Origin of the sequence: Kitasatospora sp. NPDC057936 (assembly GCF_042887525.1) — a bacterium.
GTDB lineage: Bacteria > Actinomycetota > Actinomycetes > Streptomycetales > Streptomycetaceae > Kitasatospora.
The window spans coordinates 64868-77231 of record NZ_JBHVPD010000022.1 but is presented as its reverse complement, the minus strand read 5'-3'; the positions used below and the strand labels follow the sequence as shown (position 1 = coordinate 77231).

Here is a 12364-nt window from a genome sequence, read left to right as displayed (position 1 = left end):
CCCCGACGATCGCAGCGAACCGCTTCCACGCCCGTGGAAGCGTGCCGGGGGCACAATGACCGCATGACCTCCCCCGCGCGCACCGGCGAACCCGACATCGCCCGCGTGGCGGGCCTGTTCGCCAACGGCACCCGCGCCCGCATCCTGATGGCGCTCGCCGGCGGCCGCAGCCTGCCCGCGGGCGCGCTGGCGGAGCACGCGGGCGTCACGGCCCAGGCCGCCAGCGCCCAGCTCAACCGGCTCACCGCGGCCGGGCTGATCACCGTCCGCCAGGCGGGGCGCCACCGCTACTACGAGCTCGCCGACCGCCGGATCGCCGAACTCATGGAGGGCCTGGCCGCCCTCGCCCCGGCCCAGCCCGTGGCCCGCACGCTCCGCGCCGGCAACCGCGCCGAGGCGCTGCGGCGGGCACGCGTGTGCTTCGACCACGCCGCCGGGCGGTTCGGCGTCGCCGTCACCGAGGCACTACTGGACAGCGGCGCACTCGTCCCCGCGGGCGGGCCGCAGGACGGGCCCGCGGACGCGGAACACCCGTACCGGCTCGGGCCGGCCGCCGTACCGGTGCTGACCGGCCTCGGGGTGCCGGAGAGCCACCTCGCCGACGACCGGCGCCGTCCGCTGCTGCGCTTCTGCGTGGACTGGACCGAGCAGCGGCACCACCTGGCCGGCCGCCTCGGCGCCGACCTCCTGGACGCCTTCACCACCGCCGGCTGGATCACCCTGGCCGCCAACACCCGCGCCCTGCGCCTGACCCCGGCCGGGGAGGAGGCGCTGGCGAGCCGGCTGTTCGACGGCCGTCAGCCGCGTTGAGCGTGCCCGAGGTCCGCGATCCCCATGGCCCAGGCGCAGAAGGCGGCTCGTTCGGCGGGTGGGATGCGCAGGTGCCCGGGAGTCCGGTCGGCGGCGGCGGCGTCCAGGAGGTCGGCGAGGCCGAGGTGGTACCAGTCCTGGTGGAGGCCGTTGTAGGCGTGCATGAGCGGGGCGACCTCGTGCCTGATGCCGGCCACCTCGCCCTCGCCCAGGCCGACCAGGCTCAGACGTGCCTGAGTGGCCGCCCGGGCCCCGGGGGTGAACCCCGTATCGAGGAAGTACTCGAGGAGGTCGCCCCAGACGTCGGGCCTGACACGTAGGGGAACCCCGTTGGCGGCGCAGAAGCGCTCCAACTCCCCACGCTGCACGGCCGAGACGAAGACCGTGTCCCCGGAGAGCGTCCGGATCTCCGGCGGGACGGCCGTCGGATCGGCGTCCCGCAAGGCCGTCGCGGGGATGGCACCCCTGGGAGCGGTGCCGGCAGGCGCGAAAACGGACTCCTGGAGCCGGACGTGGTCACCGGCGAGAACGACGTAGAGGCTCACGCTTCCCATCCTGGCCCATGGGAGGGCGACGGAGCGTCGGTCCAGGACTGCGAACTCTGCACCACCGACGCCGACGGGCCGCCCGCCCGCCACTGATCCCGCCCGAGCAGCTCGTCCAGCCCCAGATCCTTGTGCACCTCGTCCGCCTCGACCTGGAGTTCGTCCTGCTGCTGCACCAGTCGATTCGGCTCCATCTCTCCATCATCCCAATCCTTCGGCCGAGTTGGGTCAGCGCTCCCCGCATGCACCGGTGCGCGCCGTGGTACGGCTTACGGAGTGACGGGTGCAGGTGGTGGGCCGGCCGCTGCCGCGTCCGACCGGCTGCTACGTCGATGACGACCAACGAGGAAGTGAACCCGATGCCAGCCCAGGGGCCGTTCAGCTACGAAATCCCCGACATCCCCTGCCCGTTCCCCTGCCGGAGCCATCCCGACGCCGACCGCGCCCGCGAGCATCTCGCGGCATGGACCGAGCAGCACGGCCTGCTGCGCAGTGAAGGCGCCGCAGCCTACTTCCACGCGGCGCGGTACTGGCTTTTCAGCGCCTACGCCTACCCGGAGGCCGCCGAGCTGACCATCGGTACGGAGTGGATGGCCTGGGAGTACCTCTTCGACGACCAGTTCGACGAGAACGCGCTCGACGGGCAAGCGCCTGTGGCGAGGCAGGCCGTGGCGGAAGTCCTGGCGCACTTCGCGCCGCACACCGACCACGGTCCGCCGTCCGGGGGCAGCCGGCTCGGCCTGGCCGCCGCCGCATTCTGGCGGCGGGTCGTCCCGCTCACGTCCCCCTCGTGGCAGCGCCGGTTCGTCGTCGACGTGTCCGACTTTCTGAACGCCTACCTGACCGGCCACGCCAGCCGGCGAACGGACGCGCCGCCACCGGACCGCGACACGTTCGTCCGGCTGCGCCGTGACATCGGAGGAGTGCTGCCCTGCCTCGACGTCATCGAGCCGGCCCACCCCCTCGTCCTGCCGGACGCCCTCACGGCGACACCCGCGTTCCGGGCGCTCCGCGACAGCGCCAACGACGTCATCTGCTGGACGAACGACATCGTCTCACTGGACAAGGAGCTGGCCCGCGGCGAGTCCCTCAACCTCGTCGCCGTGCTGCGGCACGAAGGGGCCGGCACCTGGAGCGAAGCCGCCCGCCGGGCCGTTGCGCTGACCGCTCGGCGCACCGACGACGTCGAACAGGCCTGCCGCGCGCTCGTCGCCGTCGCCGAACAGGCCGGTGGGACGCGGGAAGGAGCGGAACGCTACTGCCGGGCCGTGCGGGACTGGATCGCCGGCTCGCACCAGTGGCACCAGGCCAACCGCCGCTTCCTCGACGTCGACCGCGACACGCCGCCCGGAGTCCGTACCGACCGGGTGGACGAGCTCCTCACCCCGCCGCACGGCGCATGAGCGCGGACCAAGCGGTGCCGTGGCTCGCGCCGGGCGGGAGTGGGCACGGCCTCCCGTGGAGCGTGCTGAGCCACCGGGTGGTCCCGGGCATGACCGCGGCTTGAGCGGGTAGCACGGCCTTCGACACGTGCGAGCACGAAGGAGACGACCCCATGGCCGAACCGGGAGCCGCGGGCCGGCGCCGCGCGCACGAGGTCGTGTCCGCCGCGCTCGGCCGGGCCGCCGCCGTCGGGCACCTCAACGCGTTCGTCACCCTGGACGCCGGGAAGGCGCTCGCGGAGGCGGCCCGCCATGACGCGCACGGGAGCCGGGAGCCCGGGTGCCTGGTCGTCAAGGACAACATCCACGTCGCCGGCCTGCCCAACACCGCGGGCACACCCGCGCTCGCCGGCTTCGTCCCCGGAGCCGACGCGCCCGTCGTCGCGGCGCTGCGTGCTGCGGGGGCGATCGTCCTGGGCAAGACGAACATGCACGAGCTCTCCCTGGGGGCCACCTCGTGCAACCACACCTTCGGCGCCGTCGGCAACGCCACCGACCCGGCCCTGTTCGCGGGCGGCAGCAGCGGCGGGACGGCGGCCGCGGTGGCCGCGGGGGTCGCCGAGGCCGGGCTCGGCACGGACACCGGCGGTTCCGTCACCATCCCGGCGGCGCTCAACGGCATCTACGGCCTGCGCCCCAGTGCCGGGCGCTACCCCTTGGCGGGTGTCACGCCGCTGTCCACTACCCGGGACACCCCCGGGCTGCTGGCCCGCAGCCTGGACCGGCTCATCGCGCTGGACACCCTCGTCACCGGGGAGAGCGGAATCCCGCGGGACCCGGGCCGCCCGCTCCGGTTCGGCCTGCCGCGGCACGTGTTCACCGAGGACCTGGAGGGCCCGGTCCGCAGCGCCTGGGAGGCGGCCGTCGACCGCCTGGCGGCGGCGGGGGTGGAGTGGGTCCCGGTGGACACGGCACACCTGGTCGCGTACGACTCCCGGGTCGGGTTCCCGCTCGTCTTCGGCGAGTTCGGCGCCGCGCTCGGCCGCTACCTCGACGGGCACCGCACCGGGCTCACACCCGCCGACGTGCTCGACGCGGTCGCCGACCCGGTCATCGCGGAGACGCTCAAGGCCACCGCACTGCCCACCGCCCCCGGGTACCCGGGCCCCGCCGTCCTGCGCGGCGCGCTTGCGGAGCGGCAGGCGATGCAGGCCGCGTACGACGAACTCGTCACCGCCCACGGCCTGGACGCGCTCCTGAGCCCGACCGTACCGGTGTGCGCCCGGCCGCTGCACCGGTACGAGGAGTCCCTGCCCCTCAACGGCCGTGACGTGCCGACGTTCCCCACCCTGATCCGCAACACCTCGCCGGCGGCCACCGCGGGCCTGCCCTCACTGACGGTCCCGCTCCCGGTCACCGGCTCCGCCCCCGTCGGCGTCCAGCTCATCGGGCGGCGGACGGCCGACCGGGACCTGCTCGCGGTGGCGGCGCGGATCGACGGTCTCCTGCGGCCCGAGGCGGCGGACCCGGTGACCGGGCACGATCCGACCGGTCGTCACGGGGAGGCCCGATGAAGGCCAACTCAGGTCCCACCCGCTCCCGGATGTCGGACCGGGCGCCTACACTCGCCCCGTGATGCGGGAGGAGCGGACGGGCGCGCCGGATCCGGCCGGCGCCGCCGATCTGGCCGAGTTCATCCGGGCGTTGGAACGGCTGCGGCTCTGGGCGGGCGGGCCGTCCCTCCGGACGCTGGCCAAGCGGGTCGGGCCGCTGCTGCGCCCGCCGCAGCCCGTCTCCCACAGCACCGTCGCCGACGTCTTCAAGCCGGACCGCCGCCGGCTCGACCAGGACCTCGTCCTGGCCGTCGTCCGGGCACTCGGCGCGGGGGAGGCCGACGCGGCCCGCTGGCGGGCGGCCTGCACGCGGGTGCACTCCGACGCGCGGGCCGGCGGACCGGTCGGCGTCCTGCGGCAACTGCCCGCCGATCTCGCCACGTTCACCGGTCGCGAGTGCGAACTAGCGTCGCTCGTACGTCACTTCGGCAGAGCGGCAGCCGTGGTATCGACGATCGAGGGCCCGGCCGGGATCGGGAAGACCCAACTCGCCCTGCACGCCGCACACCGCCTCGTCCGCGACGGCCGGTGCGCCGACGTCCAGCTGTACGTCAACCTGCGCGGCAGCGACCCCGAGCACCCACCGGCCGATCCGGCCGCCGTACTCGGCATGTTCCTGCGGCAGTTGGAGGTCCCCGCGAAGCACGTCCCGACCGGACCGGCCGAGCGCGCCGCCCTGTTCCGCGAGCGGATGCACGGCAAGCGGGCGGTCGTCGTGCTGGACGACGCCGCCACCACCGCCCAGGTCCGCGAGCTCCTGCCGGCCTCCCCGACGTGCCTGGTGCTGATCACCGGCCAGCACACCATGACCGGCCTGGAGGGCGCCGAACCGCACCGACTGGGCGCCTTCACCGAGGAGGAGGCGCTGCTGCTCCTGACCAGAGTGGTGGGCGCCGGCCGGGTCGCCGCCGAGCCCGAGGCCGCCGGGCGGATCCTCCGAGCCTGCGGGTACACCCCTGGAGCGGTGTCGGCCGTCGCGTCCCGCCTGCGGTCGAGACCGGCCTGGCACCTCGCCGACCTGGAACGCCGCCTGTGCCGCCCTTCGACCGGAGGCCACCCGCCACGTGTCCACCGGACCGTCGGCACGCCATAGGCGGAAAGGCCCCTCCCGCCGCGCAGCGGATCCGCCGGAGGCCGCCCACCCCTCCGGTGTCGATCACTCGCCCCCAAGTGGTCGATCTTCGGCCGTTCGCCCGCGCCAATCCGGCGTGTACGGCATGATGCAGGGCCAAGGGCCGGTAGCCGGGGAGCACGGGCGAGTCGGCGGAGGGCCGGACGGTCCTCGACGACGAGGCCGACGAAGCGGGCGGGGCATGATGATGCGGGACCAGCTCCTAGGGGGCCGCTACCGGCTGGTGCGGCAGCTCGGCGAGGGCGGCATGGGGCAGGTGTGGGAGGCGCTGGACGAGACGCTGGGCCGCAGCGTCGCGGTCAAGGTGATCTCCCTGCTCGCGGGTGACGGAAGCCGCGGGGGCGAGGCCCGTGCCCGATTCCTGCGCGAGGCACGTATCACCGCCCGACTGCAGGACCCGAACATCGTGACCATCCACGACCTCGGTGAGACCGGCGAGGGGAGCGAACGGGCCCCGTTCCTGGTGATGGAGCTGGTGCGGGGCGAGGGCCTGGACACGATGCTGCGCCGAGGCGCCGTCGCCCTCGCCGACGCGGCCCGATGGGGCGCGCTGATCTCGGACGCGCTCGCCGCGGCGCACGCGGCCGGAGTCACGCACCGGGACATCAAGCCGTCCAACGTCGTCATCACGCCGTCGGGCACGGTGAAGGTCCTCGACTTCGGCATCGCGAGGGCGGCCGACCCCTACGCGACCGGGGACCGGCTCACCCAGACCGGCTTCATCGTGGGCACACCCCCCTACATGGCGCCCGAGCAGGCACGCGGCCACCCGGAACCGCGCAGTGACCTGTACGCCCTCGGCTGCCTCCTCTTCGAGATGATCACCGGCCGGCTCCCCTTCCAGGCCCCCGACGCCGTGGGACACCTCACGGCACATCTCACCGAGGAGCCGCCCGCACCCAGCTCGGTGTCCGCCGGTGTTCCCGCCGCGTGGGACGACCTCGTGCTGAGGCTGCTGGAGAAGGACCCCGACCGGCGGTACGCGAGTGCCACCGAGCTCTCCCTGGCGCTACGGCACGTCGACGACACCTCCGATCCTGCCGGAAGCCCCGCACCCTCGGGAGGACGGACCGACCGACGCCCCTCCACGGCAGCGACGGCCCCGCTCCCGCCTCCGGCCCCCACCCGCAGAGAGAGCAGCCCCCGTCCACGGCCGGACACCGGATCGACGCAGGCGCTGGACCGCTATGACGTCGCGGCGTGGTCGATCATCCTGGGGCAGGCAGTCCTCTCGGTGTGCCTCTGGGTGTTCTTGCTCTTCACGGCCTTCAGGATGGGAATCGGGCTTTCGTCCGTTCTGATCACCTGGATTTACACGGCAGTACTCAAAGCGCGCTCCACCGGTCTGACGCGTGTGACGGGGCGTGTGGCCGCGGCAGGCGTCATCGGACAGATCGCAGTGTTCGTGAGCCAGACCTGGGGCCGCCACTTGGCCCTCTCGGAGACGTGGCCCTACTTCACCGTGTTCGTCCTGACCATCGCGGCGTACTGCTACCGCGACATCAAGACCCGACGGGCGGCCCGCGCGATCGCGGCCTGACCCGGGTGTGCGCAAAGGCCGGGGAGTCGAGGACTCCCCGGCCTGCCTGCGAGAGGACCGCCTATGCGGGCGGGGTGCGGAAGATCTTGGTGAAGCTGTCCAGGGTGCCCCCGTTGGCGGTGAAGCCGAGGTAGGCGGCGCCGGTGGCGGCGAGGCCGAGGAGGACACCGAGGTAGGTGCCGACGTCGGCGCCGGCGTCGATGAAGGCGGACTGGCCGACGGGGATCGACGGGTAGGTGAGCCAGCGCAGCAGGACGATCACGGTGGCGATCAGCGCGAGCACGAGATTGGTGGCGTGGCCCTGGCGGGCGGGCAGGCCGCGGCCGATGGCGGGGAGGGCGGCCATGATGCCGACGGCCACGAGGGCGACCATCGGGATCCAGGCGCCGGCGCCCACGTCCCAGGCGTTGCCGCTCGCCGCGTACTGGGTGAGGAGGCCCGTGGCGCCCGACTTCTCGGAGACGGTGTACCACGGGAGGAAGCTGTCGATGAACGCGATCACGCCGATGGCGGCGAGCGCTCCGGACTGGACGCTGATCTTGACGGGCTGCACGGGTCCGAACCCTTCTCTGGTGGTGTTCAGTTGAGGCTCTGCGGTCCTTGCCCGGGTACCACTTCGCACGGGCTCTGGTTGCCGTCGGTGAAGGAATCGGGCCCGACGAACCAGCTGCACCACGTGTAGGCCTCGGGCAGGATGAAGGTCTTCGTCTCGCCGCCGCCGGTGCTTCCGCCGCAGGCGTCGGTCCGCACGGTGCCCGTCGTCCACTTCATGACGACCCCGTACAGGGCGTAGGCGGTGGTGCCGGGCGGCACCTGGATGGCGACCTTGGTGTTGGTGGACTTGGACGAGGTGCGGGAGACGGACGAGTCGGTCCGGTGCTCGTAGTCGAAGACGGCGTTCGCCTGGCCCTCGGCCGCGGGGACGAAGGCCGAGGCGCCGGTGACGAGCGCGGTGCCCGCCACGGCGACGTGGGCCTTGACCGTCGTGCTCTCCGACTCCTGGATGGAGAGGGTCTGTTCGCGGGTGGTGCTCACCGACCAGGTCTCCGTCGAGCCGGTCTGGTTCTGCGACATCTGGGCGTCGACGACCTCCAGCGCCGTGCCGCCGTCCTTGACGTTGGTGTAGACGTAGGAGGTGTCGCACTTCGGCGGAGGGGCGGCCGCGTGGCCGGAGCTGCCGCAGCCGACGAGGGGGGTGAGGAGCGCGACGGTCACGAGGAGCGGCGCCGCGCCGCGCGCCGGTCGGATCGTCATGGTCCTCACCCGACCTTCAGGGAGAGGGACTTGACCACCACGCCGTTGTAGAGCGCCTGGACCTGGACGCTCCCCGCGATGACGAGGTCGATCCGCTTGGTGTAGACGTGCCGGCCCTGGGCGACCGTGACCGGCAGGCTGCGTGCCTCGGGTTCGGACTGCCCGCCGCGGACCAGGTCGAGTTGTACCGTCCCGCCCGCGCCGCCCGCGTCGGTGATGAAGGCCACGTAGGCGGTCTGGCCGACCGGGAACGTGGTCGAGGCCCCGGTGATCCGCTGCTGCCCGGTGTCGAACCCGGTACCGGTCACGAGGTCCTGCACGCCGTCGTGGGCCTGGCTCGTGCCGGAGGAGCAGGCCGCGGCTGCGCACAGCGCCACGGCGACCACCCCCGACCGCACGACCGGACCCTGGCGACCGTTCATGTGCTCGCCCTCCGCTCGGGGACGGTCGAGAAGGGGACCGTCGGTAAAACGGTAGAGCTCCGGTCGCGGCTCGGTGAGGGATATGCGAAGTCGTGGCACTGCCGCTTCGAAACCGTGACAGATGTCCGGATCCGCGACGCGAGCGCCCCGATTCGGAACGGAGGTTTCGGTGATCTTCCTTGACCGGAACAGGATGTGACGGATGGTCAGGCCGACGCCCTACGGGGCGGCCGTGCCACCCTCGCCCAGGACGGGCGCCACCAGCCGGCCGAGTTCGGCGGCCTGCGGGGCGGGGACGTGGGCGGCCAGGGCCTCGGCGATGGACGCGGCCCACTGCGCGCGGGTGATCCGCCCGAGCAGCAGCGGGAGGTCGCGCTCGGGGGCGAACGCGATCTCCGTCGTCGTGCCCGGGGCGAGGCCGGCGGCCCGTTCGAGCCGCGTCACCTCGTCGCCGTCGTAGAAGCGGATGACGCCGTCCAGGTCGCAGAGCAGGGCGTCGAATGCGAGGTCGGTCATGGCCGGTGATCATGCCAGAGCCCCGCGGACCGGGCCCGGCGGGAGCCGTGCTCCCACGAAGCGGAGGTGTACGGGGTAGGGGGAGTTTGGCGGGCGGGGCGGGGAGTCTTGTATCGTTCCTCGCGAATCATCCAGAGGGGTGGAGGGACCGGCCCTACGAAGCCCCGGCAACTCCCCGTTCGACCCGGCGTCCGAAGTACGCGCCGTGCCGTCCGGGATCAGTGCCAACTCCGGCCTGTCGCCAACGTGGCGCGGGAAAGATGAGGAGACACGGTGCTCTCTGTGCTGTCCTTCGCCCGGGCGCTTCCCGCCCCGGCCCTTCCGCGTACCCGTCTCGTGCCCGGCGCAGGCATCCGGCCGACTTCTCCGGCCCGTTCTCGCTGACCACCCCCGCGCTCCCCGCGGGGAGCCCCCGCGTGCCGAACCCACCCGTCGGCCGCGGATTCGAGACTGGAGTACCCATCCATGGAGCTCACGAGCGGCGTCGGCGTGCTCGACAAGGCCACCGCGATCCTCGCCACCCTGGAGTCCGGCCCCATCACCCTGGCCGGACTCGCCGCCGCCACCGGCCTGGCACGCCCCACCGCCCACCGGCTGGCCGTCGCGCTGGAACACCACCGGCTGGTGACCAGGGACCTGCAGGGCCGGTTCGTCCTCGGCCCCCGGCTCGCCGAGCTGTCGGCGGCGGCGGGGGAGGACCGGCTGCTGGCCGCCGCCGGGTCGGTGCTCGTGCACCTGCGCGACGTCACCGGCGAGAGCGCCCAGCTGTACCGCCGTCAGGGCGAGGTCCGGATCTGCGTGGCCGTCGCGGAGCGGCTCTCCGGTCTGCGCGACACGGTGCCGGTGGGGGTCACGCTCCCAATGAAGGTCGGCGCCGCCGCCCAGATCCTGCTCGCCTGGGAGGAACCGGAGCGCCTCCACCGGGGGCTCCAGGGGGCGCGCTTCACGGCCACGGCCCTCAGCGGCGTACGGCGGCGGGGCTGGGCGCAGTCCATCGGCGAGCGCGAGCTCGGGGTCGCGTCCGTGTCGGCGCCGGTGCGCGGGCCGTCCAACCGGGTGGTGGCCGCGGTCACCGTCTCCGGCCCGATCGAACGGCTCACCCGGCACCCGGGCGCGCGCCTGTCCCAGGCCGTCATCGAGGCGGCGAACCACCTCACCGAGGCGCTGCGCCACCCGTGACCGGCCCGGCCCCGGGCCTGAGGCGTCGGCTCAGGCCCGAGGCCCGGGCCCGGGGCGTCGGCTCAGGCCCGAGGCGCCGGCGTGAGGAGCGCCGGACGGGGAATGCGGCTGATCACCGAGCCGATCAGGGTGCCGATCGACACCCCGAAGACCGCCGAGACGGCCGCCAGCACCGACTGGGCCCCGTTGCCCACCTCGATCTGGGCGGTGTTCAGCAGGCCGAAGGAGCCCGGCACGACGATCCAGAACGCCGGCAGGTAGAGCACCTGCCAGAGCGGGCCGCCCGGCAGCCAGTGCACCAGGGTGGCGGCGACCGCGGCGGAGACCGCCCCGGCCAGGCCGCCGATCGCCGCGCCGTGCTCCGAGCCGATGACGACCTGGACGGTGACGCTCACCGCGATCACCGCGACGATCCACGGAACGGCGCTCGGCGGGGTGTTCACGTTGATCACGACGCCCGCGACGGCGATCGCGAGGCCGAGCCCGATCACCCACCAACTCGGCTTGGCCACCTGCACGTTGGCCAGCGCCGAGGCGGGCATGCCGATCGCGGTGGTGGCGGCGGCCACCCCGGCCAGGAACAGCGCGAGCTGCACCGCGCCGGACACCAGCCGGGCCGTCCCGGCGCTGGCCGAGCCCGCGGCGATCTCCGACAGGCCGGTGACCAGCAGCCCGCCCGGCAGCAGGATCGCCAGCGTGGCGACGATCGTCCGCAGCGGGCCGTCCAGCAGCGAGGCCTGCGCGAGCGCCAGGACGAGCAGCGCGACGAGGAACCCGGCCGTGACGGGCAGCAGCGGCCGCAGGGACGGCAGGCGCCGGGCGAGCACGGTCAGTCCCGCGACGACCAGCGAGCCGGCCCCGGCCGCCAGCACGTTCGCCGCGGCCGGCTGCAGGAACATGCAGACCCCGACCCCGACCGGCAGCGCCCCGAGGTCCGCCACCCACGTCGGCCAGCGGGCCGGCGCCCGGCGGATCGCGTCCAGCTCGGCGAGTGCCCGCGGCCCGTCGAGCCCGCCGGCGCGCAGCCGGTGCACCAGGTGGAGGACGTCGGCCGTCTGCTCGAAGCGCAGCGCGGCGCCGACGGGCCGGAACGCGGTGGCGTCGTCCGGGCCCAGCGAGACGAACAGCCCGTTGGTCAGGGCGGCGACCTGCACCCCGGGAGCCCCCAGCGCCCGCCCCAGGCCGTGGAGTTCCTCCTCGACGTCGTGGACGGGCAGACCACCGCCCAGGAGGGCGTCGCCCAGTTCGAGCAGGAGGCGGCGGAGCGGGTCGGGCGGGGCGGCGGTGCCCCGGACCGGGGGAGACGTGCGTGACATGGCACGTATCGTCCCATCCCGCCCGATTCGGTCCGACCGTGCCCTTCTTCCGGGCGGTCAGCCCCCGCCCAGGAGCCCGCGCACGTAGGCCGCCTGGCCGACGTGCTGGAGGTCGTCGGAGATCACGCTGACCAGCCGCACCCCCAGGGTGACCGGAGGGTCCCACGACTCGTCGACGACGCGCGCGAGGGACGGGCCGTTGAGCCTGCGCACGAAGTCGACCGTCCGGGCGTGGACGGCCTCGTGGTAGCCCAGCAGCAGCTCGGCGGTGGCGGTGACCTCGGCGACCTGGGCGGGCCGGTGCCCGTAGCCGGTGGCCGCCGCGGCGAACGGGAGGGCGAAGCGCTCCGCCCAGCCGTCCGCGGTCCACGCCTGCTCGCGGTCGGCCGCGTCGGCGACGTGGTCGTCCTGGATCCTGGTGAGGTGCCAGACCAGCCAGGCGATCGAGTTGGCCGGATCCCGCACCCGGAAGGCGAGCTGCTCGGGGGAGAGGCCGTCGACGACGCCGGCGACCTCCTCCCGGATCCGGCCGAACGCGTCCACGAGGAGATCGGCGCTGGTCACACCCGTCACTGTCGCCTCCCGATCGGGGTCGTCCGGGGCTCGGCCGCCCCGACGAGCATGTCCCGCCGCAGACCTCCCAGCCACTCGGCGG

At 73.9% G+C, this 12364-nt stretch carries 14 protein-coding genes and 1 riboswitch; of the genes, 6 read left to right on the top strand and 8 right to left on the bottom strand.

Going from position 1 to position 12364, the window contains the following annotated elements:
* Positions 1-63: 63 nt before the first annotated feature.
* Positions 64-810: an ArsR/SmtB family transcription factor gene (locus tag ACFVU9_RS14795; RefSeq protein WP_380446436.1), complete on the top strand. Its 747-nt coding sequence runs from the start codon at positions 64-66 to the stop codon at positions 808-810.
* On the opposite strand, the gene ACFVU9_RS14790 is transcribed toward ACFVU9_RS14795, so the two are convergent.
* Entirely contained in the window at positions 798-1355 is a 558-nt protein-coding gene (locus ACFVU9_RS14790) for a hypothetical protein (RefSeq protein WP_387593507.1), read from the bottom strand. The genes ACFVU9_RS14795 and ACFVU9_RS14790 overlap by 13 nt on opposite strands.
* Positions 1352-1549, bottom strand: coding sequence for a hypothetical protein (locus ACFVU9_RS14785; RefSeq protein ID WP_387593505.1), 198 nt, complete (start codon positions 1547-1549; stop codon positions 1352-1354). Before ACFVU9_RS14785 ends, ACFVU9_RS14790 begins: the two co-directional genes overlap by 4 nt.
* Positions 1550-1714: 165 nt before the next feature.
* Here ACFVU9_RS14785 and ACFVU9_RS14780 point away from each other — a divergent pair, with 165 nt between their 5' ends.
* The 4 genes from ACFVU9_RS14780 (at position 1715) to ACFVU9_RS14765 (ending at position 7022) form a co-directional block, all read left to right on the top strand.
* On the top strand, positions 1715-2758 hold the full coding sequence (locus ACFVU9_RS14780; protein WP_387593504.1) for a hypothetical protein: 1044 nt from the start codon (positions 1715-1717) through the stop codon (positions 2756-2758).
* A 152-nt stretch (positions 2759-2910) separates the two neighbouring features.
* The gene (locus ACFVU9_RS14775; protein ID WP_387593503.1) at positions 2911-4311 is read left to right on the top strand and encodes an amidase family protein; all 1401 of its coding nucleotides are present in this window, start codon (positions 2911-2913) and stop codon (positions 4309-4311) included.
* A 61-nt stretch (positions 4312-4372) separates the two neighbouring features.
* A complete protein-coding gene (locus ACFVU9_RS14770; RefSeq protein ID WP_387593533.1) occupies positions 4373-5443 on the top strand; it encodes an NB-ARC domain-containing protein in 1071 nt (356 codons plus the stop codon).
* Positions 5444-5663: 220 nt separating this feature from the next.
* Positions 5664-7022, top strand: coding sequence for a serine/threonine-protein kinase (locus ACFVU9_RS14765; RefSeq protein ID WP_387593501.1), 1359 nt, complete (start codon positions 5664-5666; stop codon positions 7020-7022).
* Positions 7023-7083: 61 nt separating this feature from the next.
* Here ACFVU9_RS14765 and ACFVU9_RS14760 read toward each other — a convergent pair whose 3' ends face one another.
* From ACFVU9_RS14760 to ACFVU9_RS14745, 4 genes are all read right to left on the bottom strand, one after another.
* Positions 7084-7575 (bottom strand): hypothetical protein, encoded by a 492-nt coding sequence (locus ACFVU9_RS14760; RefSeq protein WP_380446430.1) that lies wholly within the window; start codon positions 7573-7575, stop codon positions 7084-7086.
* A 26-nt stretch (positions 7576-7601) separates the two neighbouring features.
* The gene (locus ACFVU9_RS14755; protein WP_387593499.1) at positions 7602-8276 is read right to left on the bottom strand and encodes a hypothetical protein; all 675 of its coding nucleotides are present in this window, start codon (positions 8274-8276) and stop codon (positions 7602-7604) included.
* Positions 8277-8281: 5 nt separating this feature from the next.
* A complete protein-coding gene (locus ACFVU9_RS14750; protein ID WP_387593497.1) occupies positions 8282-8698 on the bottom strand; it encodes a hypothetical protein in 417 nt (138 codons plus the stop codon).
* Positions 8699-8917: 219 nt separating this feature from the next.
* The gene (locus ACFVU9_RS14745) at positions 8918-9214 is read right to left on the bottom strand and encodes a hypothetical protein (RefSeq protein ID WP_387593495.1); all 297 of its coding nucleotides are present in this window, start codon (positions 9212-9214) and stop codon (positions 8918-8920) included.
* Positions 9215-9338: 124 nt separating this feature from the next.
* A riboswitch (SAM riboswitch) is annotated at positions 9339-9481 on the top strand.
* 198 nt (positions 9482-9679) lie between these two features.
* On the opposite strand from ACFVU9_RS14745, the gene ACFVU9_RS14740 reads away from it, so the two are divergent.
* On the top strand, positions 9680-10393 hold the full coding sequence (locus ACFVU9_RS14740; protein WP_380446426.1) for an IclR family transcriptional regulator: 714 nt from the start codon (positions 9680-9682) through the stop codon (positions 10391-10393).
* A 62-nt stretch (positions 10394-10455) separates the two neighbouring features.
* Here ACFVU9_RS14740 and ACFVU9_RS14735 read toward each other — a convergent pair whose 3' ends face one another.
* Together ACFVU9_RS14735 and ACFVU9_RS14730 are read right to left on the bottom strand one after the other, a co-directional pair.
* Positions 10456-11709: a threonine/serine exporter family protein gene (locus ACFVU9_RS14735; protein ID WP_387593493.1), complete on the bottom strand. Its 1254-nt coding sequence runs from the start codon at positions 11707-11709 to the stop codon at positions 10456-10458.
* 57 nt (positions 11710-11766) lie between these two features.
* The gene (locus ACFVU9_RS14730; protein WP_380504846.1) at positions 11767-12273 is read right to left on the bottom strand and encodes a DUF664 domain-containing protein; all 507 of its coding nucleotides are present in this window, start codon (positions 12271-12273) and stop codon (positions 11767-11769) included.
* Between the last annotated feature and the right edge of the window lie 91 nt (positions 12274-12364).

What these genes read in the sequence shown, in the direction of transcription:
- ACFVU9_RS14795 (WP_380446436.1), top strand. Translation starts at nt 64, where the DNA reads ATGACCTCCCCCGCGCGCACCGGCGAACCCGACATCGCCCGCGTGGCG.
- ACFVU9_RS14785 (WP_387593505.1), bottom strand. Translation starts at nt 1,549, where the DNA reads ATGGAGCCGAATCGACTGGTGCAGCAGCAGGACGAACTCCAGGTCGAG.
- ACFVU9_RS14780 (WP_387593504.1), top strand. Translation starts at nt 1,715, where the DNA reads ATGCCAGCCCAGGGGCCGTTCAGCTACGAAATCCCCGACATCCCCTGC.
- ACFVU9_RS14775 (WP_387593503.1), top strand. Translation starts at nt 2,911, where the DNA reads ATGGCCGAACCGGGAGCCGCGGGCCGGCGCCGCGCGCACGAGGTCGTG.
- ACFVU9_RS14770 (WP_387593533.1), top strand. Translation starts at nt 4,373, where the DNA reads ATGCGGGAGGAGCGGACGGGCGCGCCGGATCCGGCCGGCGCCGCCGAT.
- ACFVU9_RS14765 (WP_387593501.1), top strand. Translation starts at nt 5,664, where the DNA reads ATGATGATGCGGGACCAGCTCCTAGGGGGCCGCTACCGGCTGGTGCGG.
- ACFVU9_RS14755 (WP_387593499.1), bottom strand. Translation starts at nt 8,276, where the DNA reads ATGACGATCCGACCGGCGCGCGGCGCGGCGCCGCTCCTCGTGACCGTC.
- ACFVU9_RS14750 (WP_387593497.1), bottom strand. Translation starts at nt 8,698, where the DNA reads ATGAACGGTCGCCAGGGTCCGGTCGTGCGGTCGGGGGTGGTCGCCGTG.
- ACFVU9_RS14745 (WP_387593495.1), bottom strand. Translation starts at nt 9,214, where the DNA reads ATGACCGACCTCGCATTCGACGCCCTGCTCTGCGACCTGGACGGCGTC.
- ACFVU9_RS14740 (WP_380446426.1), top strand. Translation starts at nt 9,680, where the DNA reads ATGGAGCTCACGAGCGGCGTCGGCGTGCTCGACAAGGCCACCGCGATC.
- ACFVU9_RS14735 (WP_387593493.1), bottom strand. Translation starts at nt 11,709, where the DNA reads ATGTCACGCACGTCTCCCCCGGTCCGGGGCACCGCCGCCCCGCCCGAC.